This is a genomic window from Streptomyces sp. ISL-99 (assembly GCF_018614005.1).
GTDB classification, from domain to species: Bacteria; Actinomycetota; Actinomycetes; order Streptomycetales; family Streptomycetaceae; genus Streptomyces; species Streptomyces flavidovirens.
This window is the reverse complement of sequence record NZ_JAGGPC010000061.1, coordinates 1-22,322: the sequence shown is the minus strand read 5'-3', so window position 1 is coordinate 22,322 and position 22,322 is coordinate 1. Positions and strand designations below refer to the sequence as shown.

Below are 22,322 nucleotides of genomic sequence, written 5' to 3'. Positions count from 1 at the left end.
TACATAAACGTATATTGAGCGACACGGCAGTCATTCGCCCGTTACATGAATTAAGCGCGTGTCGTTGACAGCATGGCCGGGTGACTCAAGTGACCCATCGCGGTACGTGGTTGCCATCCGCGCGGAGCCGCTCCTCGGCGCAGGCCGCCTGCTTCGTGCGGGGTGTGATCGCTGCGGGGCTCGGTCTCGGCTCGCTCGCCGTCCTGGTGATGGTGCTGTGGATCAGTTCGCCGTACCCCGACAGCGGACCCGGCGAGGCGCTGCGCGTCGCCGCCGGGCTGTGGCTGCTCGCCCACGGGGCCGATCTCGTCCGGTACGACACGCTCTCCGGTGTGCCCGCACCCGTGGGGCTGACTCCGATGCTGCTCGTCGCGCTGCCGGTGTGGCTCACCCACCGGGCCGCACGGCATGCGATGGACGGGGATGAGGAGGGGGATGTGGGGGGTGAAGTTGTGGTGTCTTCTGTGGGGGGCGCCTTCTTTGGTGTCGTCGCCGGGTATGTGGCCGTCGGAGCCGCAGCGCTCCTGTACGCCTACGCTGGGCCGCTTCCCGCGAGCGCCGTCAGCGCGGCGCTCCATGTGCCCCTCGTCGCGGCGGCGGGCGCCGCCGGAGGCGTGTGGACGGCCGACGGCCGGCCGCGTGGGTCGCTGCCGGGGTGGGCGCCGCGGGGCGTGCGGGAGGCCGCTGTGCGCCCCCGGTTCCGGGTCGCGCTCCGGGCCGCCGGGGCAGGTGTCGTGGCGCTGGTCGGCGGCGGTGCGGTACTCGCGCTGGCGTCGCTGGTCTGGCACGCGGGAGCGGCGCACGGGGCGTTCTTTCAGCTCGCGGGGGATTGGCCGGGGCGGCTCGCCGTAGCGCTGCTGGTTTTGGCGCTCGCGCCGAACGCCGCTGTGTGGGGCGCCGCGTATGGGCTGGGTCCCGGGTTCGCCCTCGGCGCGGGCGCGACCGCCACGCCGCTGGGTGTCGTGGGGACACCGGCGCTGCCGCACTTCCCGCTGGTCGCGGCGCTGCCGGTCGGGGAGGGCGCTATGCCGGTCCACTGGGCGACGCTGGCCGTGCCGGTCGTGGCGGCGGTCGTGGTGGCGTGGTTCACGGTACGCACGGCCGCGCCGCCCTTCGCCCTGCGCGAGGAAGCCTGGTCGCTCCGGGAAACGGCCGTCGCGGCGGCGCTCGCCGGAGTGGCGTGCGGGATGGCGATGGCGGTACTGGCCGCGCTGGCCGGGGGGTCGCTGGGGGTGGGGGCGCTGTCGGAGTTCGGGCCTGTGTGGTGGCGTACGGGCGGGGCGGCGGGGGTGTGGACCGTGACGCTGGGCGTCCCGGCCGCCCTCACCCTGCGGGCGTGGCGGTTGCGCGACCGTACCCCCCGTGGGTGGTCGACGCGGGGCGCCGAGGGAGGGGGCGGTGGTGGTGAGGAGGCTGCCACCCGCGGTCCGGTGGAAGTCGCGGCGTGGTGGCGTCCCGGCGGGCGCGGTGCCGTGGGAGACGACGTCTCCGGACCGTACGACAGCGAAGCCGATTTCCTGCCCATCGGGGATCCCGCCGCCACCGTCGGTGTGGACTGGCACGACAGCGGGGCCCGCGAGGTGAGATGGGCCGCCCTGAAGGAGGCGTCCGGCGACTCTTCCTCCGGCGGCCGGCCCTCGAAGAGCGTGGTGCCGCCGGAGTCGACCCCGCCCGCCTCCACTGCTCCGGCCGGTGACGGCCCTGCCGCCCCGGAGGAACCGCGATAGATGCCGAGGCGGCGGCTACTCCTTTACGCCGAAGACCGGGCGCAGGGGCTTCGGAAGCAGGTCGTTGCAGGACACCTGCGCGGACTGGGTCAGGGAGTCCTGCACGCACGTGTAGTAGTCGCGGTAGACCAGCTGCACTGTGAACGTCGTCGCCACGATCGTCAGCGCGAGCGCCGCCGTGACCAGGCCGCTCACCGCCGCCGTCGTCTGCGGCCTGGTGCTGGCGGCCGTCGGCGCAGGTGCGCCCGTGTTCGGTGCGGCGGAGGTGCCCGTTGTGGCGTCCTGGCCGCGGCGGGGCTTCGCGCGCAGTGAGCTGATGCCCCAGTACAGCGCCAGCGCCCCCAGCAGCAGCGCGACCTCGGGGAGGTCGAACAGCGCGAAGAAGAAGGCCCACATGCCGGACAGCAGCGCGTAACGCGCCCGCCGCTGCGCCGGGTCCGTCGGGTCCCAGCGCAGTGCCGGGCCGTTGCCGCCGCCGCCCGGACCCTCGGGGCCGCCCTGACGTCCGGGCCCCCCGAATCCGCCGCTCTGGCGGCCCGGCTGGCGGGGGCTCCACCCTCCCGGAGAGGACGGCGGATTGTCCTGCTGGTCCTGGCCGTCGTCCTGGCCGCCCCCGTTCGCCGGCTTGCGCGGCTGCCAGGGCTGGTCCGGCCGCCCCTCGGGCGGCGGCGCGAAGGGATTGTCGTCGCCCTGGGGCGACGGAGGCGGGGTCGACGAGGACTGGCGGTCCCGCAGCAGCAACTGAGAACCCCGCTGTCCGGCATGCGTCGCGGAAAGCGGCAGGCGGAGAGCCGCGCGGCGGCGTCGGTCCGTCATCTGGTGAACGTCTTCCCCTCAGACCCGGTGCACAGAGGGTCTTGTGTGTCGATCTGTTCCCGTCCGGAGACGGATTGTCCCAGTTCGCAGAACGAACCTGTCCCTGACGCTACCTCCCGGCCACGCACCCGTCCCGTGGGGGCCGCTCGGTGTGCCGGTATCGTTGCCGACGGTTGGCGTCTTCGTAGAGTTCCCCGTATCAGGGGGCGCGATTCGTTCGTACGACCACACAAACCGCACCACGCGAGAAAGAGACCCGCCGTGGCCTCCCCGCCCCCTTCCTCCCGCCCTCCCGGCACGCCCGCCCGCCTCGTCGTGCTGGTCTCCGGTTCCGGTACGAACCTCCAGGCCCTGCTCGACGCCATCGGCGACGACCCGGCGGCGTACGGCGCGCAGATCGTGGCCGTCGGCGCGGACCGGGACGGGATCGCGGGCCTGGAGCGTGCCGCGCGCGCCGGGCTGCCGACCTTCGTCCGCCGCGTGAAGGACTACGCGTCGCGCGAGGAATGGGACCTGGCCCTGGCCGAGGCCACGGCGGCGTACGAGCCCGATCTGGTTGTCTCGGCCGGCTTCATGAAGATCGTGGGGAAGGAATTCCTCGCGCGCTTCGGCGGCCGGTTCGTGAACACCCACCCCGCCCTGCTGCCCAGCTTTCCCGGCGCCCACGGCGTACGCGACGCACTCGCGTACGGCGCGAAGGTCACCGGATGCACGGTCCACTTCGTCGACGACGGTGTCGACACCGGCCCGATCATCGCGCAGGGCGTGGTCGAGATCCGGGACGGGGATTACGCAGATGGTGGTGTCGCTCTTCATGAGCGCATCAAGGAAGTCGAGCGACGGCTGCTCGTCGATGTCGTGGGGCGTCTGGCCCGTAACGGCTTTCACATTGAGGGACGAAAGGTAGTTATCCAGTGACCGCCGAAGGTACGAAGCGGCCCATCCGCCGCGCGTTGGTCAGCGTCTACGACAAGACGGGCCTTGAGGAGCTGGCCCGCGGCCTGCACGAGGCGGGCGTCACCCTGGTCTCCACCGGCTCCACCGCCGGGAAGATCGCCGCGGCCGGCGTCCCGGTCACCAAGGTCGAGGAGCTCACCGGCTTCCCCGAGTGCCTCGACGGCCGGGTCAAGACGCTGCACCCGCGCGTACACGCCGGTATCCTCGCCGACCTGCGGCTCGACGCGCACCGCGCGCAGCTGGAGGAGCTGGGCGTCGAGCCCTTCGACCTCGTGGTCGTCAATCTGTACCCGTTCAAGGAGACCGTCGCCTCCGGCGCGACTCCGGACGAGTGCGTCGAGCAGATCGACATCGGCGGTCCCTCGATGGTCCGCGCCGCCGCCAAGAACCACCCCTCTGTGGCGGTTGTCACCAGCCCCGAGCGGTACGCCGATGTCCTCGACGCGGTCAAGGGCGGCGGTTTCGACCTGACGACCCGCAAGCGGCTCGCGGCCGAGGCCTTCCAGCACACGGCGGCGTACGACGTCGCGGTCGCGTCGTGGTTCGCCGCGGATTACGCGGCGGCGGACGACACCGGCTTCCCGGACTTCCTCGGCTCGACGTACGCGCGCAAGAACGTGCTGCGGTACGGCGAGAACCCGCACCAGCCGGCCGCTCTCTACACCTCCGGTACGGGCGGCCTCGCCGAGGCGCAGCAGCTGCACGGCAAGGAGATGTCGTACAACAACTTCACGGACACGGAGGCCGCGCGGCGCGCCGCGTACGACCAGACCGAGCCGTGTGTCGCGATCATCAAGCACGCCAACCCGTGCGGCATCGCCGTCGGCGCGGACGTCGCGGAGGCGCACCGCAAGGCTCATGCCTGTGACCCGCTGTCCGCGTTCGGTGGTGTGATCGCCGTCAACCGGCCGGTGTCCGTGGAGATGGCCGAGCAGGTCGCCGAGATCTTCACCGAGGTCATCGTCGCTCCGGGATACGAGGACGGCGCCGTCGAGGTGCTGGCCCGTAAGAAGAACATCCGCGTGCTGGTCTGCCCCGACGCCCCGTCGGATGTGGTGGAGGTCAAGGCGATCGACGGCGGCGCGCTGCTTCAGGTCACCGACCGGCTCCAGGCCGACGGCGACGACCCGTCGACCTGGACGCTCGCCACGGGTGAGGCGCTCTCCGACGGCGAACTCGCCGAGCTGGCCTTCGCCTGGCGCGCCTGCCGCGCCGTGAAGTCCAACGCGATCCTGCTCGCCAAGGGCGGTGCGTCGGTCGGCGTCGGCATGGGGCAGGTCAACCGCGTCGACTCCGCGAAGCTCGCGGTGGAGCGCGCGGGCGAGGAGCGGGCGCAGGGCGCGTACGCCGCCTCCGACGCGTTCTTCCCGTTCCCGGACGGGCTGGAGATCCTGCTGAACGCGGGCGTCAAGGCCGTGGTCCAGCCCGGCGGTTCGGTCCGCGACGAGCAGGTCGTCGAGGCCGCGAAGAAGGCGGGCGCGACGATGTACTTCACGGGCACGCGCCACTTCTTCCACTGACGCGGTACGCACGAAGGCCGCACAAACGCGAAGGCCGCGCCCCTCTTCCAGGGGCGCGGCCTTCGCGCGGACCGACGTCAGGTGGTCACTTGGCTGGTCGTCACTTGATTTTGACGACGACCGAGGAGCACACCTTGTCCGCGAACGTCTGCTTCTTGTCGTCCCACAGCGGCCACAGCCAGCCGATGTAGCAGGCGAGACTGTCGAGGAAGTGGGCCAGCTTGCGGACGAAGGCCATGCCGAACCCGAGCGGGCGGCCGTCTGCCTCGCGCAGCAGGCTGATGCCCATGGCGCGCTTGCCGATCGACTGACCGGTGGTGCCTTCCTTGTACAGCTGGAAAACGAGCATGCCGATGAAGTACAGGAACCCGATGATCGAGAGGATCGAAGCCCCGGCCGATTCGGGACCCATGGCCGCGCCGATGCCGATCAGGGCGTACATCGGGCCGAGGATGATGACCATGTCAAGCAGGTAGCCGAGGAACCGCAGGCCCCAGTGGGCGAACGGCGGCATGCCGCCGTAGGGCTGGCCGGGCTGCTGCATGCCGCCGTAGGGCTGCCCCGGCTGCTGCGGGTACGCGCCGTACGGCTGGCCCGGCTGCTGGCCGCCCTGCTGGGGGTAGCCGTAACCCTGCTGCGGCGGCACGCCCTGCGGGGCCTGCTGCGGGTAGCCGTAACCGGGCTGGCCCTGCGGGGGCTGCTGCGGCTGCTGGCCGTAGGGGTTGTTCGGGTCGCCGAAACTCATGGCGGTGTTCCTCCGTTGGAAGTGCTGGGGACGTCGCGGCCCGAGCGGAGGAACGTCACAAGAAGAACGAGCGGTGCCCCCCGCCGCTGTCCGCGGCACTGCGCCGATCATCGTTGTAGTTCACTCGTCTCTTTGTCCAGTCGGCGTCCCTATGTGTTGTGCAAGTGCAACCTCGGCCAGGCGGCCTGATTGGAACCAGGGCGGGTTCATCCGCGAGGATGGGGGCATGACTGCCCAGATTCTCGATGGCAAGGCCACCGCAGCCGCGATCAAGTCCGAGCTGACCGCCCGCGTGGCGGCGCTGAAGTCCAAGGGCATCGTCCCCGGGCTCGGCACCCTGCTGGTCGGTGACGACCCGGGCAGCAAGTGGTACGTCGCGGGCAAGCACCGCGACTGCGCGCAGGTCGGCATCGCTTCGATCCAGCGCGAACTGCCCGCGACCGCCTCCCAGGAGGAGATCGAGGCAGTGGTACGCGAGCTCAACGAGAACCCGGAGTGCACGGGTTACATCGTCCAACTCCCGCTCCCCAAGGGCATCGACACCAACCGCGTCCTGGCCCTGATGGACCCGGACAAGGACGCCGACGGCCTGCACCCGATGAGCCTCGGCAAGCTCGTGATCGGCGAGACCGGTCCGCTGCCGTGCACGCCGTACGGCATCGTCCAGCTCCTGCGCCACCACGACGTGGAGATCAAGGGAGCGAACGTCGTGGTCGTCGGCCGCGGCATCACCATCGGCCGCCCGATGCCGCTGGTCCTGACCCGCAAGTCCGAGAACGCGACGGTGACGCAGTGCCACACCGGTACGCGCGACCTGTCCGCGCACCTCCGGCAGGCGGACATCATCATCGCCGCGGCCGGTGTGCCGCACCTCATCAAGCCCGAGGACGTCAAGCCGGGCGCGGCCGTGCTCGACGTCGGCGTCAGCCGGGACGAGGACGGCAAGATCGTCGGCGATGTCCACCCGGGCGTCGCGGAGGTGGCCGGCTGGGTCGCCCCCAACCCGGGCGGCGTCGGCCCGATGACCCGCGCCCAGCTGCTGGTCAACGTCGTCGAGGCGGCGGAGCGCGCAGCGGCCGGCGCCGCTGACGCGGCCACGGGCTGAGCGGGAAGGAAGCGCCACCGATGGGTGCTGCTACGAGTCCGGACGAACCGGCCACCACCGGGGACGTCACCGTGGACGCGGCCGCGCAGGACGCGCGGGCCGCGCAAGTCGCTGAAGACGCACAGGCCACGGACCGGACGGGCGCGGCGGGCGCGACGGGTGAGACGGCCGGGACCGGTGAGGCCGGCGAGCCCGAGCCCGCCGCCAAGGGTGTCGTCAGTGCCCCGGGGCCGGAAGGCCCCGTCCGCACCACGCGGCGCTTTCCGATGTTCACCCGGGACACCGCGCGGCCCGAGGGCGGTGGCCGCGCCGCCCCCGGTGACGCCGCCGCTCCCGTCAGGCAGTGGCCGTTCCTGGTCGTCCTCGGCACCACCGGGCTCGGGCTGCTGCTCGTCGCGGTCGACGCGTTCGGCATCGGCTTCCGTCTCGGTACGCTGCTGATCGGCCTGGCCCTGATCTCCGGCGCCGTGCTGCGCCGGTTCATCCCGTCGGTCGGCATGCTGGCCGTGCGCTCGCGCTTCACCGACATGGCGACGTACGGCCTGCTCGGCTTCGCCATCGTGCTGCTCGCGCTGATGGCGCAGCCCGATCCGTGGCTCGAGATCCCGCTCCTGGAGTCGGCGGTCCGCTTCACGGTGCGCTAGGGCGAGCGCGGTCGCCGGGCGCGCTGGAATCACGACGGCGCCCGTCCTCTCCCCCGAGGCAGGACGGGCGCCGTCACGGTTTTCAGCGTCAGGGAAGCGTCAAATCCGATCAAGGGGTGCCGGATCCCTGTGGCACGGAGGTGACCATTCCGCCACCGCCTGATCACCGGGCGACAGAAGGGGCTACGGATCGCGGCGGGCCGCCTCGATGGGACACTGTTCCGGGGAATCGGGAGGGGGCGCGCAAGGGGCGCGCCGGACTCCCGGATGCTCCCGTGCGCTCCTACCCAAGGAACTGACATCCTGGCTTCGCGCATCCCTCTTGTTGGCCCGCAACCTGGGCCGCGAAGGGGTGGCGTGGCAGGGGGACACGAGAGCAAGGGGCACATCAGGCACGTACGGGGGGACTAGGGGGAAGCAATGCCTCGTTGGAAAGCTCTACCGGAGGAGCTGGATCCGCAGGTCAAGGAGTTCGCGAGCCAGCTGCGTCGGCTCGTCGACCGCAGCGGGCTCAGCATCGCGGCGGTCGCGGACCGGACCGGGTACAGCAAGACGTCCTGGGAGCGCTATCTGAACGGCCGGCTGCTCGCGCCCAAGGGGGCGGTCGTCGCACTGGCCGACGTGACCGGTACGAACACGAACCACCTGACCACCATGTGGGAGCTCGCGGAGCGCGCCTGGAGCCGTTCCGAGATGCGTCACGACATGACCATGGAAGCGATCCGGATCTCACAGGCGCGGGCCGCGCTGGGCGAGTTCGACCAGACTCCGGCGCCCGCCAAGGGCGGCCGGTCGACGGCGATGGGCCCCGGCGCGGACTCCATCGGTCCGGGCTCGGGTGCGGTGGCCAATGGGGCGGGCGGGCGTACGCCGACTGGCGCGCCGCAGGGCTTTGCCATATCGCCGCAGCAGCCCGGCGGGGGAGCGGGGGCGGGATCAGGGCGGGGTCCGGGCTCGCCGGACGGCAGTCGCAGGGGCAGGAAGATCACGATGTTCCTCGCGGGCGTCGTGGGCGCGCTGCTGGTGATAGCCGCCGCCGTGCTGCTGACCGACCTCGGCGGCAAGGACAAGGACCCCGTGGCGAAGCGCAAGCCGACGGCCGCACCGACCACTTCGGCCCCCGAGCTGCCCGCCGGCGTCAAGTGCAGCGGCGACGACTGTACGGGTGAGGACCCCGAGGCCATGGGCTGCGGCGGCGAGTTCGCCAGGACGACGGCCAGCGCGACGGTGGGTACCGCCTTCGTCGAGGTCCGGTACAGCAAGACGTGCGGGGCGGCGTGGGCCCGTATCACGCAGGCGACGGAGGGTGACCAGGTGCAGATCGCCTCGGAAGCCGCGGCCGGGACGGGCGAGAGCGAGGGCGAGAAGCCGAAGGCCCAGAACGGCCTGGTCGACGCGGACAAGGACGCGTACACCCCAATGGTCGCCGTCACCAAGGCCGCTGACTCGAAGGCGTGCGCGACGCTCATGTCGGGCGTGAAGGGCTGCACCACTCAGCAATAGCGGTGATGAATTGAAGAGGTGTTGAAGAGGGGGGAATGCCCGAGCCCGAACGGGGAAGGCGGACGGTATCCCCCCACGGGTGTACAGCACCCCGGTCGGACGGCCGCCCGCGCTCCTCCCCCGGCGCGGGCGGCCGCCTGGCGTTCGGGGGTATGTGCGCCGGACCACACGGGGTCGGGAGACCGGGGCTCCCGGGGTCGGATAGCCTGACCGCTGGATATCTCTTCACGTCAAGATTCAGACGCCGAACAGACGCCTGGGCGTGCCGGGATATCAGCAACGAGGGGCAAGGGCCCCCACCGCCAGCTGTCTTACGGAGATCGCCATGACCCGCACTCCCGTGAATGTCACCGTCACCGGCGCGGCCGGCCAGATCGGTTACGCGCTGCTCTTCCGCATCGCCTCCGGCCACCTGCTCGGCGCGGATGTGCCGGTCAAGCTGCGTCTCCTGGAAATCCCGCAGGGCCTGAAGGCCGCCGAGGGCACCGCCATGGAGCTCGACGACTGCGCCTTCCCGCTGCTCCAGGGCATCGAGATCACCGACGACCCGAACGTCGGCTTCGACGGCGCGAACGTAGCCCTCCTCGTCGGCGCCCGCCCCCGTACCAAGGGCATGGAGCGCGGCGACCTGCTGTCGGCCAACGGCGGCATCTTCAAGCCGCAGGGCAAGGCCATCAACGACAACGCCGCGGACGACATCAAGGTCCTCGTCGTCGGCAACCCGGCCAACACCAACGCGCTCATCGCCCAGGCGGCGGCCCCGGACGTACCGGCCGAGCGCTTCACCGCGATGACGCGCCTCGACCACAACCGCGCGCTCTCGCAGCTCGCGAAGAAGACCGGTTCCTCGGTCTCCGACATCAAGCGCCTCACGATTTGGGGCAACCACTCGGCCACGCAGTACCCGGACATCTTCCACGCGGAGATCGCCGGCAAGAACGCCGCCGAGGTCGTCAACGACGAGAAGTGGCTCGCCGACACCTTCATCCCGACCGTCGCCAAGCGCGGTGCGGCGATCATCGAGGCGCGCGGCGCGTCCTCGGCCGCCTCGGCCGCCAACGCGGCCATCGACCACGTGCACACGTGGGTCAACGGCACGGCGGCCGGCGACTGGACGTCGATGGGTATCCCGTCGGACGGTTCGTACGGCGTGCCGGAGGGCCTCATCTCCTCCTTCCCGGTCACCTGCAAGGACGGCAAGTACGAGATCGTCCAGGGCCTGGACATCAACGAGTTCTCCCGCGCGCGCATCGACGCGTCGGTCCAGGAGCTCAAGGAAGAGCGCGACGCGGTGCGCGAGCTCGGCCTGATCTAGTGTCTTAGCCTCCCGGCGTGCGGCGCGCCCGGCTTGTCTGCGGACATCCGGGCGCGCCGCACGCCGGGGGTGTTTCCCGCCATCCCGATGCCCCGCCTTCCAACGGCGCGAGCATGACAGCCCGGTGAACCGTCCCGGGCGCTACACCTGACGCCGGTGTACGGACACGACCTCGTACGGTACGAGGTCGAGTGTCGCGATTTTCGGTACTTCCTCCATGCACGCGCGCACGTCCGCGTCTTCGCGCGCTGCCGCCAGATCCGCCTGCGAGCGCCACTGGTTGTAGTTGGCCACTCGAGTGCCTCAAGACCCCGGTGAGTATTGGCCTGCACATAGCCGGGCTGCTTCGGCATGACCTCCCGCACGGCACCGCGCTTCTTCCCGGCCGGCAACGAGCTTGTGGGCTCGGTCTTGCAGTTCTCCATCCGAATGTAGTACTTCTTATACATGAGCGAGCAGGTGCACAACAGGCTGGCGATGGTTCGGGCTGAGCGTGGGGTGTCGCGGCAGGCGTTGGCCGAGGCTGTCGGGGCGCACTACCAGACCGTCGGGTACATCGAACGGGGCCAGTACAACCCGAGTCTCGATCTCGCCCTGAAAATCGCCGAGTTCTTCGAGTTGCCGGTGGAGGCGCTGTTCTCCCTCCGGCCGTTCCGGCCGCTCACCGACGAGGTCTACGGGAGGAAGCGGTAATGACCGCAGGGCAGCAGACAGTGAAAGTCACCAGGCACGACCGGCGCATGTTCGCGCTGATGAACCGCGAGGAAGGCGCCGCCCTTTACGCCACCGCCGCGCGCCGACGGTTCTTCGTCGGCGCGCACATCCTCATGACGGTCCCCTGGGTGGTGTGCTGGAACGTCGTGGTCTTCGGCGAGCGGCACGTGTGGGCGCTCGTCGCCACACTGGCCCTGCTCCTGCCCTGGTGCTTCGTGACCGGCGTCATCAACAGCGCCACCCGTGGCCTGCTCGAACTGCGTGGCCGCGTACTCGACGAGCGGCAGCTCGCCGAGCGCGACCGGGCCCGCGCCCGTGCGCACCGGCTCACCTCCGGACTGCTGCTGGCCGCCGCCCTCGGGGTCGGTGCGGCCGGCTGGTTCGGCGACGTACAGGTCGAAGGGCTGATCGCTCCCGTACTGATCGCCGTCCTGGCCGTGCACTGGCTGATGCCGCTGTGGGTGGCCGGTCTGATGGTGCGGGACGAGCCGGCCGACGACGCCGGCGGCCAGTTCGCGAACGCCTGATCACAGCGCGAATTTCGTGTCGCCGCATGCGTCCCGGTGGGTTTAGAATGTCACCCCTTTCCATCTGAACTCGCCCCGCTCGAACGGTCGTTCGCGCAGTGCAGCTCGTACAGCGAAAGGGGCATGGTGCCTCGAACCGCCTTACCCACCCAGCCCGGCGGCCAGGACGATCTGCGCGGGAGAGATCCCGTGGCCCCCGCCGCCAGTGAGGCGACCCGGCTGCTGTGCGCGGGGGTCTACCTCGACGACGGCTACCGGGACGCGGTCATCGACGAGTTGTACGTCCACGAGGAGCGCATCGCCGCCCCGTCGTACGGCTTCGACGCCGCCCGCGTCCTCGCGCACGCGCTGCGCGCCCGGCTTACCGAACTCGCCTGGGCCGCCGGGGTGGTGGCGCTGTGGGTCTTCGCCGTCCTGCTGACCGGGGGCGTCTTCGTCGTACTCGTCGGCCCGTGCCTCATGCTCAGCATCGCCGGATGGCTCAGGGGAAGCAGCCGGCGGCCGCCGCTGTACCGCCGGATCCCGGCGTTCCTGCTGCGCTGGTACGGGCGCATCCTGCTCGCCCTCATCCTCGCGGGCCTGGTCGTCACCGCCTTCGGCTTCGACGACTCCGAGGGCTCCGGGGACTCCGGCGGTTACGGGTACAGCGGCAGTGACGGGTACGGCGACGGCTACGGGGACTCCGGTCCGTTCGGGTCTACGGACTCCTTCGGCGCGAACGACCTCTTCGGACCTGCTTCCGAGCTCTCCCTGGGCGATGCCGGCACCGCATGGGGCATCCTCGCGCTGCTCGCCGTCCTCACCGCCGTCGTGGCGGTGCAGCGCGGGCAGTTCGCGCGGATGCTGACCAGCGAGCTCTCCCCTCAGCAGTTCCCCAACCACGCGGCCGACCCCGCCGAGCGCGGCCAGGGGGCGCGCTTCGGCCGGCTCGTGCGGTTCATCCGCGTCGAGCAGCACGCTCCGCTGGTCATGTACAACGCCTCGCAGCCCTTCTGCGGCGCCGGGATTCCGTACCAGCCGTGGAATCTCTCCGTGGAGCTCCGTCCGCGCAAGGACAGCACCCCGGAGGCGATCGACAACGCGAAGATCATCCACCGCATCGTGCCGCTGGTCGAGGCGCTGCGCATTCCCTCGCCGCACGGATCGCCGCAGCTCGCGGCCGCCGTGCGCGACCGGTTGCGTGAGCTCCAGACCGACGAATGCGTCTTCCTGCCGGTCACCGGGCTGACCCGGCGCGACCAGGCGCCGTACGACCCCGTGGGGTTCGAGGCCCACCGGAGCGGCGCCGTGGAGGAGGGTGGCGAGAGCCGTCGGCACTTCCTGCGGATCCGGGTGGGCGGCTGGAGCGAGGAGGTCGTGGTCACGGTCTTCGTACGGGTCCACACCCAGGGCGGGATGCTGATGCTGGAAGTGGCGCCCCATGTGCTGCTCCCCGTACGGCAGTTGTTCCAGGACGCCGACCGGATCGCCCACCGGCACCGCAACAACAACTGGTTCGGCAAGGCCGTCTGGGCACTCACCCGCACCCCCCGCTCGCTCGGACGCGCGCTCGAGTCCCTCGGACGTGGCGCCATCAGCGGGTGGAAGATGCTCACCGGCGGAAGTGGCGGCGCGCTGCCGGACGGGCCCGCCCGGTCGGTGCGCGAGCTCGGCTCCGACTGGGACGCTTCGCTCTTCCAGGACATGGACATCAACCGCTACCTGAAGAGCGTCCAGGACCGGGTGGCCGCGGGGGTGCGGCTGGCGCTGCACGAAGCGGGCTGGCAGACCGACGAGTTCGAGCAGAAGATCGTGAACGTGGGGTCCGGCGGAGTCTTCATCGAGTCCGCGCACGGAAGCGCCATTGGAATCGGCGACAAGAACACCGTCACCACCAACAACAACAGTGGTGGCAGCGGCAGCGGCAGCGGCAGCAGCAACAGCAACAGCAACAGTGCAGGCAAAAATGGGGGAGCGCGCAGTGGGAAAGCCTGACGAGCAGCCGTCGGTCCACGTCGGGACCGTGAACAGCAGCGCCATCGGTATCGGCAGCGGCAACACCGTGACCAACACCAACACCACTACCCACAACAGCGCCGTCCCGGCCCGCGACCCGGCCCACGAGGAGCTGCTGCTCGCCGTACGGCAGCTCCGGGCGGACCTGGACCGGCTCGTCGCCACCGACACCACCACCGTCCTCGACGCCGAACTCGTCTCCGCGGAGGAAGAGATCGAGGAGGCGGGACAGGTCACCCCCGGGCGCCTCGCCCGGCTGCGTGACGCGCTCACGGCAGCCGGCCCGAGCGTCGAGGTCCTGGCCTCCGGAGCCGCCGCCGTGGCCGCGGTCGGCTCTCTGCTGGGAGGCTGAACCGATGGCCGGGCCGTACTGGAACGCGGAGACGCAGCGTTGGGAGAGCGGTGACGAGGGGACGCCCGCGCCCCCTGTCTCACCTCCGCCGCTGCCGCCCCTGCCGTCGGTACCGCCGCCGCCGACGGATCCGCTCGCCCCTTCCTATGGGCCGCCGTCGTACGACGGCGGCCCCGGCTCCGACCCCGGCCGGCCCTTCGCCCCCGCCCCCGCCGCGCGTTCCTTACGGGGCTGGATTTCGCCGTTTGCCGCCGGGGTCGCCGTCGTCGCACTGGCGCTGGGCACGGTGACGGTGTGGTTCACCGTGGGCACCAGCGGCGGCGACCAGGCACGTACGGGGGCGGAAGGGCCGCAGGCCGTCCAGTCGGCCGAGAGCACCTCGTCCCCGCAGGAGGTTCTCCCCGGTGGGACCGCGACGGACGAGACCACCGCGGAGGAGTCGGTTACGGCGGACGCGACCGGCCCGGACGCGACGGCCGCCCCGCAGGTGCCCGCGGGCTACCGGCTGGTGGTGGACTCCGGGGGCTTCTCCATCGCCGTCCCCGAGGGCTGGGAACGCAGCCTGGAGAACGACCGCGTCTTCTACCGGACGGCCGACCGGGCCTCCCTGGTGCAGGTCTTCCAGGTCACCGAGGCGGGCATGACCCCCGGCAAGGCGGTGCGCCTGGCCTCCCAGGGGCTGCGGGACGGCACCGAAGGCTACGACGAGATCCGCGTCGGCCCGGTGGACGGCGCCGTGAACGAGGGACAGTCGGCCGAGCTGGTCTACGAGTACGACAGCGAGGAGAGCGGCGGGCGCAGGCGCGGCGTCGAGCGTGTCTTCCAGGTCTCCAGCGGCGAGCTGTGGGCCGTACTGGTCGCGGCGCCCGCCGGGGAGTGGCCGCGGCAGCAGAAGGTGCTGGACACGGCGATCGAACACTTCCAGCTAAATGACACGTTCTGACCGGTTTTGCTTCACTCCAGTCGTGATGCAGGGCACTTTCGGCCATCTATTGCGCATGGTTCCCGGTCCCTGGGGGAGGGCTCCCGGATGCCCGTCTCTTTACTGGCGGAACATATCGGGAACGGAAGGCGAAACGCGACGTGTCGGCACAACAGACCATTCATGTGGACGGGAAGTGGCGAGCAGCCGCTTCCGGCGCCACACGCGAGATCATCGACCCCGCGGACGCCAAGCCCTTCGCCGTCGTCGCCGAGGGCGGTGCCGCCGACGTCGATGCAGCGGTGGCGGCGGCCCGCAGGGCATTCGACACGGGCGAGTGGCCCCGTACCCCGGTGGCCGAGCGGGCCGCGCTGCTGCGGCGCGTCGGTGAGCTGCTCCAGCGGGACCGCGAGGAGATCGCGCTCCTCGAAAGCCGAGACGCGGGCAAGACGCTGGAAGAGGGCCGGGTCGACGTCGACTGCGTGACCGACGCCTTCCGGTACTTCGCCGACCTCGTCATGGGCGAGAGCGGCGGCCGGGTCGTCGACGCCGGTTCGCCCGAGATCCACAGCGTCGTCGTGCACGAGCCGGTCGGCGTCTGCGCGCTCATCGCGCCGTGGAACTATCCGCTGCTCCAGGCAAGCTGGAAGATCGCCCCGGCCCTGGCCGCGGGCAACACTTTTGTGATCAAGCCGAGCGAGATCACCCCGCTGACGACCGTCGCGCTGATCGAGCTGCTGGTGGAGGCCGGTCTTCCGGCCGGTGTCGCCAACCTCGTGACCGGCGCGGGCGACCCCGTCGGCGCACGGATGTCCGAGCACCCGGATGTCGACCTCGTGTCGTTCACGGGCGGCCTCGCCAGCGGTACGAAGGTCATGCAGGCCGCGGCTGTGAGCGTGAAGAAGGTCGCGCTGGAGCTCGGCGGCAAGAACCCCAACGTCGTCTTCGCCGACGCCTGCGCCACCGAGGAAGGCTTCGACACCGCCGTCGACCAGGCGCTGAACGCCGCGTTCATCCACAGCGGCCAGGTCTGCTCGGCCGGCTCCCGGCTCATCGTCGAGGAATCGGTACGCGAGCGCTTCGTCGCCGAACTCGCCCGCCGGGCCGCGAAGATCCGCCTCGGACGAGGAACGGCCGACGGCGTGGAGTGCGGACCGCTCGTCTCCGCGCAGCAGTTGGCGAAGACGGAGATGTACGTCGCTTCCGCGCTGGAAGAGGGCGCGGTCCTGCGCTCCGGCGGCACCCGGCCCGAGCCGTCCGACGTACGGCCGGCCGACGGGTACTTCTACGCGCCGACCGTCCTCGACCAGTGCCACCGCGAGATGCGCGTCGTACGGGAAGAGGTCTTCGGGCCCGTCCTGACGGTGGAGACCTTCCGTACCGAGGACGAGGCCGTCGCGCTGGCCAATGACACCGAGTACGGGCTGGCCGGTGGCGTGTGGACGGCCGACGCGGGGCGTGCACGGCGCGTCGCGGGGCGGCTGCGGCACGGCACGGTGTGGATCAACGACTTCCATCCCTACCTGCCGCAGGCGGAGTGGGGTGGGTTCGGCAAGTCCGGGATCGGGCGCGAGCTCGGTCCTTCGGGCCTTGCCGAGTACCGCGAGGCGAAGCACATCTACCAGAACCTGGAGCCCCGTCCGGTGCGCTGGTTCGCGGGCTGAGGGGCTTTCCCCTGCCCGCCCCTTCCCACAACCGGGGCTCCGCCCCGGACCCCGGTCCTCAAATGCCGGACGGCTGAAAGTGTCAGCGCGTTCGGCGGCCGATGACCGGGACCGCACGAAAGAGGAGCAGCAACCCATGCCCGTATACGACTACGTCGTCGTCGGGGGCGGCACCGCAGGTTCGGTGATCGCGTCCCGGCTGACCGAGGACCCGTCGGTCAGCGTCGCCGTCATCGAGGGCGGGCCGACCGACATCGACCGGCCCGACGTCCTGACCCTGCGCCGCTGGATGGGCCTGCTCGGCGGTGACCTCGACTACGACTACCCCACCACCGAGCAGCCACGCGGCAACTCCCACATCCGGCACAGCCGGGCCCGCGTCCTGGGCGGCTGCTCCTCGCACAACACCCTCATAGCCTTCCAGCCCCTGCCGTCCGACTGGGACGAGTGGGAGACCGCGGGCGCCAAGGGCTGGGGCGCCGCTTCCATGGCGCCGTACTTCCACAAGCTGCGCAACAACATCGTGCCGGTCGACGAGAAGGACCGGAACGCCATCGCCCGCGACTTCGTCGACGCGGCGCAGGACGCGATCGGCGTACCGCGCGTCGAAGGGTTCAACAAGAAGCCCTTCCACGAGGGCGTCGGCTTCTTCGACCTCGCGTACCACCCCGAGGACAACAAGCGCTCCTCCGCCTCGGTCGCGTACCTGCACCCGTTCCTCGACCGGCCGAACCTCCACCTCATGCTGGAGACCTGGGCGTACAAGCTGGAGCTCGACGGGACGCGCGCCACCGGTGTGCGGGTCCGGACGAAGGACGGCGAGGAGGTCCTCGTCGAGGCGAGCCGTGAGGTCCTCGTGTGCGCGGGCGCGGTGGACACCCCGCGGCTGCTGCTGCACTCCGGCATCGGGCCCAAGAAGGACCTGGAAGCGCTCGGGATCCCGGTCGTGCTCGACCTGCCCGGCGTCGGTGAGAACCTGCTCGACCACCCCGAGTCGGTCATCGTCTGGGAGACGGACGGGCCGATACCCGAGAACTCGGCGATGGACTCCGACGCGGGTCTGTTCGTACGGCGGGACCCGGCGAGCCGCGGCCCGGACCTGATGTTCCACTTCTACCAGATCCCGTTCACCGACAACCCGGAGCGGCTCGGCTACGAGCGGCCCGAGCACGGCGTGTCGATGACCCCGAACATCCCCAAGCCGCACAGCCGCGGCCGGCTCTTCCTGACCAGCGCCGATCCGGCCGTGAAGCCCTCGCTGGACTTCCGTTACTTCACGGACGAGGACGACTACGACGCCCGGACGCTCGTCGACGGCATCCGGATCGCCCGCGAGATAGCGAAGAGCGAGCCGCTCGCGAAGTGGCTCAAGCGTGAGGTCTGCCCCGGCCCCGAGGTCACCTCCGACGAGGACATCAGCGAGTACGCCCGCAAGGTCGCGCACACCGTGTACCACCCGGCGGGTACCTGCCGCATGGGTGATCCCGCTGATGAACTTGCCGTAGTGTCACCGGACTTGAAAATCCGTGGCCTCGAAGGCATCCGTATCGCCGACGCATCCGTCTTCCCGACGATGCCCGCCGTGAACCCGATGATCGGGGTCCTGATGGTCGGGGAGAAGTGCGCCGAACTGCTTGCCGCAACGACAGCACCGGGAGGTGATGCGTGATGACCGCTGCTGAACATACGCAACACACGAAAGACACGAACGCCGCCGAACCGGTCTTCTCCGTACGGAACCTGTGGAAGGTCTTCGGGCCGAAGGCCGACCGAATACCGGCGAACCCGGACTGCGCCGAACTGTCCGCCGAGGAACTGCGGGCCCGCACCGGCTGCACCGCCGCCGTGCGTGACGTCTCCTTCGACGTGCACAAGGGTGAGGTCTTCGTCGTCATGGGGCTCTCGGGCTCCGGCAAGTCCACCCTCGTACGCTGCCTGACCCGCCTCATCGAGCCGACCTCCGGCGCCATCGCCATCGACGGCGAGGACGTCCTGTCCATGGACAAGTCGCGGCTGCGCGAACTGCGCCGGCACCGCGCCTCCATGGTCTTCCAGCACTTCGGCCTGCTGCCGCACCGCTCGGTCGTCGACAACGTCGCCTACGGCCTGGAGATCCAGGGCATGGGGCGGGCCGAGCGCCGCGCCAAGGCCGCCGAGGTCGTCGAGAAGGTCGGCCTCGCCGGAATGGAGGAGCGCCGTCCCGGGCAGCTCTCCGGCGGGCAGCAGCAGCGCGTGGGCCTCGCCCGCGCCCTCGCCGTCGACCCCGAAGTCCTGCTCTTCGACGAGCCGTTCAGCGCGCTCGACCCGCTGATCCGCCGCGACATGCAGGAAGAAGTCATCCGCCTGCACCGCGAAGAGGGCCGCACCATGGTCTTTATCACCCACGACCTCAGCGAGGCGCTGCGGCTCGGTGACCGGATCGCGCTGATGCGCGACGGCCGGATCGTGCAGCTCGGCACCCCCGAGGAGATCGTCGGCTCGCCCGCCGACGACTACGTGCGCGACTTCGTCCGCGACGTGGCGCGCGAGCAGGTCATGACCGTACGCACGGCCATGCGCCCCGCCGACGACGCGCACGAGACCGAGACCGGCGCCTCCGTCTCTCCCGACGCCACCGTCTCCGCCGCCATCGAGGCCGTCGCCCGCACCGGCGAGCCCGCCCGCGTCATGGAGAACGGACGCTGCATCGGCATCGTCGACCACCAGGGGCTGCTCGCCGTGGTCGCGGGCATCGACACAGCGAAGGCGGTCGCCGCATGACGGCGGCCGTCACCGCGCCCGTGAAGGACACGGCAGCGGCCGCTCCTGGGGGGTTCGCCGCCGTCGTACGTCACCGCGCCGGCCGGAAGCTGCTGGCGCTCGCCGTCGCCGCGTTCGTGCTCGTACCGCTCGGCGCCGCGCTGTGGGGCGGCGGCAGCTGGCCCGCCGGCCTGACCGTCGACGTGTCGGGTCCGCTCGACGACGCCAACGAGTGGGTCATCGACAACCGCGAGACGCACCCCCTCTTCCTGTACTTCCTGCTGCATCTGTCCAACACCGCCACCGACGCCGTCGACGCCGTCTACAGCGGCCTGGACGCGCTCGGCTGGGCCGGGTTCGCCGCCATGGCGGTCCTCTTCGCATGGCGTGCCGCCGGACTCGGCCGGCGCGGCGCGAAGACCGCGGGCATCGCGGCCGTCGTGTTCGCCGTGTGCGGGCTGCTCGGCATGTGGGACGCCACGCTGCTCACCATCGCGCTGATGGTCGTGGCCGTCGCGGTCGCCTCCGTGCTCGGCATCCTGCTCGGCCTCGCGGCCGGACTGTCCGACCGCTTCCACCGGATGCTGCGACCGGTGCTCGACACCATGCAGGTCATGCCGGCCTTCGCGTACCTGCTGCCGTTCGTGCTCGTCTTCGGCACCGGTACGCCCGCCGCCCTCTTCTGTACGGTCATCTACGCCGCCCCGCCGATGGCCCGCCTCACGGCCCTCGGCCTGCGCGGCGCCGACGCCGGGGTGCTTGAGGCCTCGGCCTCGCTCGGCGCCGGCGGCTGGCAGCGGCTGTGGACGGCGCGGCTGCCGCTCGCCCGCAAGGAAATGCTGCTCGGCCTCAACCAGACGATCATGATGGCGCTGTCGATGGTCGTCATCGCGGCGCTCGTCGGCGCCGGCGGCCTCGGCGAAGAGGTCTACTCGGCGCTGTCCACGGTCGACGTCGGCAAGGCCCTCGCGGCCGGCATCCCGATCGTGCTGATCGCGGTCTGGCTCGACCGTACGACCGCGGCGGCGGGCGAGCGCATCGGCACGTCCGTGCCGGGCGGCTCGCGGCTGCTGCACGGCTGGCGCGCCTGGGCGCTGGTCGCCGCGGTCACCGCGGCGGTCGCCGCGGCCAACCGGGCGCTGGCGCCGCTGACCTGGCCGGAAGGCTGGACGTACGACATCTCCACGCCCGTCAACAAGGCGCAGGACTGGGTCACCGAGCACCTCGCCTCGGGCATCCCGGTCCTCGGCGGCACGGAGGTGTGGTCGGAGAACTTCACCCTGTGGGTGCTCAACCCGCTGCGTGACGGCCTGGTGTGGCTGCCCTGGTGGGCCCTGCTGCTGACCGTGGCGGCGCTGGCGTGGCTGGTGGGGTCGTGGGCGACCGCGCTCACCTCGACGCTCGCCATGGGCGCCATCGGCGTACTCGGCGTATGGACGAAGTCCCTCGACACGCTCTCCCAGGTGATCGCGGCGCTCTTCGTGACGCTGCTGCTGGGCTTCGCGCTCGGCATCGCGGCGGCGCGGGCGGGGCGCTTCGAGCGGTGGATGAGGCCGGTGCTCGACGCGATGCAGACGATGCCGCAGTTCGTGTACCTGATCCCGGTGGTCGCGCTGTTCGGTGTCACGCGCGCGTCCGCGATCATCGCGGCCGTCGTGTACGCCCTGCCGGCCGTCGTCCGCATCACCACCCAGGGCATCAGGGAGGTCGACCCGTCCGCCCTGGAGGCCTCGCGCTCCCTGGGCGCCGGATCCCGGCAGCAACTCCTCCAGGTGCAGCTCCCGCTGGCCCGCCCGGCGTTGCAGCTCGCCGTCAACCAGGGCGTCGTGCTGGTGCTCGCCGTGGTCGTCGTCGGCGGTCTCGTCGGCGGTGGCGCGCTCGGTTACGACGTGGTCAAGGGCCTCTCGCGCGGCGAGATGGGTGTCGGCATGACGGCCGGCGCCGCGATCGTCTGCCTCGGTCTCGTACTGGACCGCCTCACCCAGCCGGGCGCGGGCCGCTCCCGCGGCCGTAACGACGGCTGACGCCCCCTCCTTTTGCCTCATTCCTGCCAGAGAAGAGAGTCACCCTCACCATGCGCATGAATACGCGAAATACCCGAGTACTCCGCACGGCCACCGCTGCCGCCGCCGCCCTCGGCCTGCTCGCCCTCAGCGGGTGCGGCGCCGCCGACACCGGCAAGAGCCAGGAGGCCGGTGACAAGAAGACCGTGAAGCTGACCGTCCCGTCGTGGGTCGGCGCGCAGGCCAACACCGCTGTCGCGGCGTACCTCCTGGAGAAGGAGCTCGGCTACACCGTCAAGACCCAGCAGATGGGCGAGGTCCTCGCGTGGGACGCGCTGTCGAAGGGCGACATCGACGGGATCCTGGAGGACTGGGGCCACCCCAAGGAGGAGAAGAGTTACGTCGACACCAAGAAGACCGTCGTCAAGGGCGGCGACCTCGGTGTCACCGGGCACATCGGCTGGTTCGTGCCGAAGTACTTCGCGGACAAGCACCCGGACGTCACGGACTGGAAGAACCTCAACAAGTACGCCGACGAGTTCAAGACCGCGGAGAGCGGTGACAAGGGCGAGATCCTCGAAGGGTCGCCCGACTACGTCACCAACGACGACGCGATCATCAAGAACCTGAAGCTGAACCTCAAGACGAACTACTCGGGTTCCGAGGCCAGCCAGATCACGGCCATGAAGAAGTACGCCAAGGCGAAGAAGCCGTTCCTGACGTACTGGTGGACGCCGCAGTGGCTGAACGCCGAGATCGACATGGTCGAGGTCAAGCTGCCGGAGTACAAGGAAGGCTGCGACGCCGACCCGGAGAAGGTCGCCTGCGCGTACCCGAACACGCCGCTGCAGAAGTTCTTCAACGCGGACTTCGCGAAGAACGGCGGCAAGGCGGCGGAGTTCCTGAAGAACTTCAAGTGGACGACCGAGCAGCAGAACGAGGTCGCCCTGATGATCGCGGACGAGAAGCTGTCACCCGAGGCCGCGGCCGAGAAGTGGGTCAAGGCGAACGAGTCGACGTGGAAGACCTGGATGCCGAAGAAGTAGGCGTTTGCCGTGCCCGCCGTGCCCGCCG

The 22,322-nt window shown here is 70.7% G+C and carries 20 protein-coding genes; 17 read left to right on the top strand and 3 right to left on the bottom strand.

The window, feature by feature from the left end:
- The first annotated feature begins 80 nt into the window (after positions 1-80).
- A complete protein-coding gene (locus J7E91_RS30280; RefSeq protein WP_214909971.1) occupies positions 81-1,727 on the top strand; it encodes a DUF6350 family protein in 1,647 nt (548 codons plus the stop codon).
- Positions 1,728-1,742: 15 nt separating this feature from the next.
- Here the strand turns inward: J7E91_RS30280 and J7E91_RS30275 are convergent, their stop codons facing one another.
- A complete protein-coding gene (locus J7E91_RS30275; protein WP_214909969.1) occupies positions 1,743-2,543 on the bottom strand; it encodes a hypothetical protein in 801 nt (266 codons plus the stop codon).
- A 261-nt stretch (positions 2,544-2,804) separates the two neighbouring features.
- Here J7E91_RS30275 and purN point away from each other — a divergent pair, with 261 nt between their 5' ends.
- Both purN and purH read left to right on the top strand, forming a co-directional pair.
- A complete protein-coding gene (gene purN, locus J7E91_RS30270; protein WP_214909968.1) occupies positions 2,805-3,461 on the top strand; it encodes a phosphoribosylglycinamide formyltransferase in 657 nt (218 codons plus the stop codon).
- Positions 3,458-5,020, top strand: coding sequence for a bifunctional phosphoribosylaminoimidazolecarboxamide formyltransferase/IMP cyclohydrolase (gene purH / locus J7E91_RS30265; RefSeq protein ID WP_214909967.1), 1,563 nt, complete (start codon positions 3,458-3,460; stop codon positions 5,018-5,020). Before purN ends, purH begins: the two co-directional genes overlap by 4 nt.
- A 100-nt stretch (positions 5,021-5,120) precedes the next feature.
- On the opposite strand, the gene J7E91_RS30260 is transcribed toward purH, so the two are convergent.
- Positions 5,121-5,765 (bottom strand): RDD family protein, encoded by a 645-nt coding sequence (locus tag J7E91_RS30260; protein ID WP_214909966.1) that lies wholly within the window; start codon positions 5,763-5,765, stop codon positions 5,121-5,123.
- A gap of 226 nt (positions 5,766-5,991) precedes the next feature.
- Here J7E91_RS30260 and J7E91_RS30255 point away from each other — a divergent pair, with 226 nt between their 5' ends.
- The 4 genes from J7E91_RS30255 (at position 5,992) to J7E91_RS30240 (ending at position 10,332) form a co-directional block, all read left to right on the top strand.
- Positions 5,992-6,870: a bifunctional methylenetetrahydrofolate dehydrogenase/methenyltetrahydrofolate cyclohydrolase gene (locus J7E91_RS30255; RefSeq protein ID WP_214909965.1), complete on the top strand. Its 879-nt coding sequence runs from the start codon at positions 5,992-5,994 to the stop codon at positions 6,868-6,870.
- A gap of 20 nt (positions 6,871-6,890) precedes the next feature.
- Positions 6,891-7,514, top strand: coding sequence for a DUF3017 domain-containing protein (locus J7E91_RS30250; RefSeq protein ID WP_214909964.1), 624 nt, complete (start codon positions 6,891-6,893; stop codon positions 7,512-7,514).
- A gap of 420 nt (positions 7,515-7,934) precedes the next feature.
- Positions 7,935-9,017 (top strand): XRE family transcriptional regulator, encoded by a 1,083-nt coding sequence (locus J7E91_RS30245; protein WP_214909963.1) that lies wholly within the window; start codon positions 7,935-7,937, stop codon positions 9,015-9,017.
- A gap of 325 nt (positions 9,018-9,342) precedes the next feature.
- Positions 9,343-10,332, top strand: a complete 990-nt coding sequence (locus J7E91_RS30240) for a malate dehydrogenase (RefSeq protein WP_214909961.1) — start codon at positions 9,343-9,345, stop codon at positions 10,330-10,332.
- A gap of 141 nt (positions 10,333-10,473) precedes the next feature.
- Here J7E91_RS30240 and J7E91_RS30235 read toward each other — a convergent pair whose 3' ends face one another.
- A complete protein-coding gene (locus J7E91_RS30235) occupies positions 10,474-10,626 on the bottom strand; it encodes a hypothetical protein (protein WP_214909960.1) in 153 nt (50 codons plus the stop codon).
- A 153-nt stretch (positions 10,627-10,779) separates the two neighbouring features.
- Between J7E91_RS30235 and J7E91_RS30230 the strand changes: the two genes are divergently transcribed.
- From J7E91_RS30230 to J7E91_RS30185, 10 genes are all read left to right on the top strand, one after another.
- A complete protein-coding gene (locus J7E91_RS30230; RefSeq protein ID WP_028812273.1) occupies positions 10,780-11,025 on the top strand; it encodes a helix-turn-helix transcriptional regulator in 246 nt (81 codons plus the stop codon).
- Positions 11,025-11,573, top strand: coding sequence for a hypothetical protein (locus J7E91_RS30225; protein ID WP_214909959.1), 549 nt, complete (start codon positions 11,025-11,027; stop codon positions 11,571-11,573). The genes J7E91_RS30230 and J7E91_RS30225 overlap by 1 nt, the downstream gene beginning before the upstream one ends.
- Before the next feature lie 189 nt (positions 11,574-11,762).
- Positions 11,763-13,547 (top strand): hypothetical protein, encoded by a 1,785-nt coding sequence (locus J7E91_RS30220; protein ID WP_214909958.1) that lies wholly within the window; start codon positions 11,763-11,765, stop codon positions 13,545-13,547.
- Entirely contained in the window at positions 13,534-13,920 is a 387-nt protein-coding gene (locus J7E91_RS30215; RefSeq protein ID WP_308377506.1) for a hypothetical protein, read from the top strand. Before J7E91_RS30220 ends, J7E91_RS30215 begins: the two co-directional genes overlap by 14 nt.
- A 4-nt stretch (positions 13,921-13,924) precedes the next feature.
- Positions 13,925-14,863, top strand: a complete 939-nt coding sequence (locus J7E91_RS36885) for a serine/arginine repetitive matrix protein 2 (protein WP_285439152.1) — start codon at positions 13,925-13,927, stop codon at positions 14,861-14,863.
- Between the two features lie 140 nt (positions 14,864-15,003).
- The gene (locus tag J7E91_RS30205; protein ID WP_214909956.1) at positions 15,004-16,506 is read left to right on the top strand and encodes an aldehyde dehydrogenase family protein; all 1,503 of its coding nucleotides are present in this window, start codon (positions 15,004-15,006) and stop codon (positions 16,504-16,506) included.
- Between the two features lie 136 nt (positions 16,507-16,642).
- The gene (locus J7E91_RS30200) at positions 16,643-18,175 is read left to right on the top strand and encodes a GMC family oxidoreductase (RefSeq protein WP_214909953.1); all 1,533 of its coding nucleotides are present in this window, start codon (positions 16,643-16,645) and stop codon (positions 18,173-18,175) included.
- A complete protein-coding gene (locus J7E91_RS30195) occupies positions 18,175-19,266 on the top strand; it encodes a glycine betaine/L-proline ABC transporter ATP-binding protein (protein ID WP_214909950.1) in 1,092 nt (363 codons plus the stop codon). Before J7E91_RS30200 ends, J7E91_RS30195 begins: the two co-directional genes overlap by 1 nt.
- Entirely contained in the window at positions 19,263-21,269 is a 2,007-nt protein-coding gene (locus tag J7E91_RS30190; protein WP_214909947.1) for a proline/glycine betaine ABC transporter permease, read from the top strand. The genes J7E91_RS30195 and J7E91_RS30190 overlap by 4 nt, the downstream gene beginning before the upstream one ends.
- Positions 21,270-21,319: 50 nt before the next feature.
- Complete coding sequence (locus J7E91_RS30185) at positions 21,320-22,294, top strand: ABC transporter substrate-binding protein (protein ID WP_214909945.1); 975 nt, start codon at positions 21,320-21,322, stop codon at positions 22,292-22,294.
- Positions 22,295-22,322: the final 28 nt, after the last annotated feature.

Excerpts from the sequence above, each read along its gene's own strand:
- J7E91_RS30275 (WP_214909969.1), bottom strand. The coding sequence starts at position 2,543 with ATGACGGACCGACGCCGCCGCGCGGCTCTCCGCCTGCCGCTTTCCGCG.
- J7E91_RS30260 (WP_214909966.1), bottom strand. The coding sequence starts at position 5,765 with ATGAGTTTCGGCGACCCGAACAACCCCTACGGCCAGCAGCCGCAGCAG.
- J7E91_RS30255 (WP_214909965.1), top strand. The coding sequence starts at position 5,992 with ATGACTGCCCAGATTCTCGATGGCAAGGCCACCGCAGCCGCGATCAAG.
- J7E91_RS30250 (WP_214909964.1), top strand. The coding sequence starts at position 6,891 with ATGGGTGCTGCTACGAGTCCGGACGAACCGGCCACCACCGGGGACGTC.
- J7E91_RS30245 (WP_214909963.1), top strand. The coding sequence starts at position 7,935 with ATGCCTCGTTGGAAAGCTCTACCGGAGGAGCTGGATCCGCAGGTCAAG.
- J7E91_RS30240 (WP_214909961.1), top strand. The coding sequence starts at position 9,343 with ATGACCCGCACTCCCGTGAATGTCACCGTCACCGGCGCGGCCGGCCAG.
- J7E91_RS30230 (WP_028812273.1), top strand. The coding sequence starts at position 10,780 with ATGAGCGAGCAGGTGCACAACAGGCTGGCGATGGTTCGGGCTGAGCGT.
- J7E91_RS30225 (WP_214909959.1), top strand. The coding sequence starts at position 11,025 with ATGACCGCAGGGCAGCAGACAGTGAAAGTCACCAGGCACGACCGGCGC.
- J7E91_RS36885 (WP_285439152.1), top strand. The coding sequence starts at position 13,925 with ATGGCCGGGCCGTACTGGAACGCGGAGACGCAGCGTTGGGAGAGCGGT.
- J7E91_RS30200 (WP_214909953.1), top strand. The coding sequence starts at position 16,643 with ATGCCCGTATACGACTACGTCGTCGTCGGGGGCGGCACCGCAGGTTCG.
- J7E91_RS30195 (WP_214909950.1), top strand. The coding sequence starts at position 18,175 with ATGACCGCTGCTGAACATACGCAACACACGAAAGACACGAACGCCGCC.
- J7E91_RS30190 (WP_214909947.1), top strand. The coding sequence starts at position 19,263 with ATGACGGCGGCCGTCACCGCGCCCGTGAAGGACACGGCAGCGGCCGCT.
- J7E91_RS30185 (WP_214909945.1), top strand. The coding sequence starts at position 21,320 with ATGCGCATGAATACGCGAAATACCCGAGTACTCCGCACGGCCACCGCT.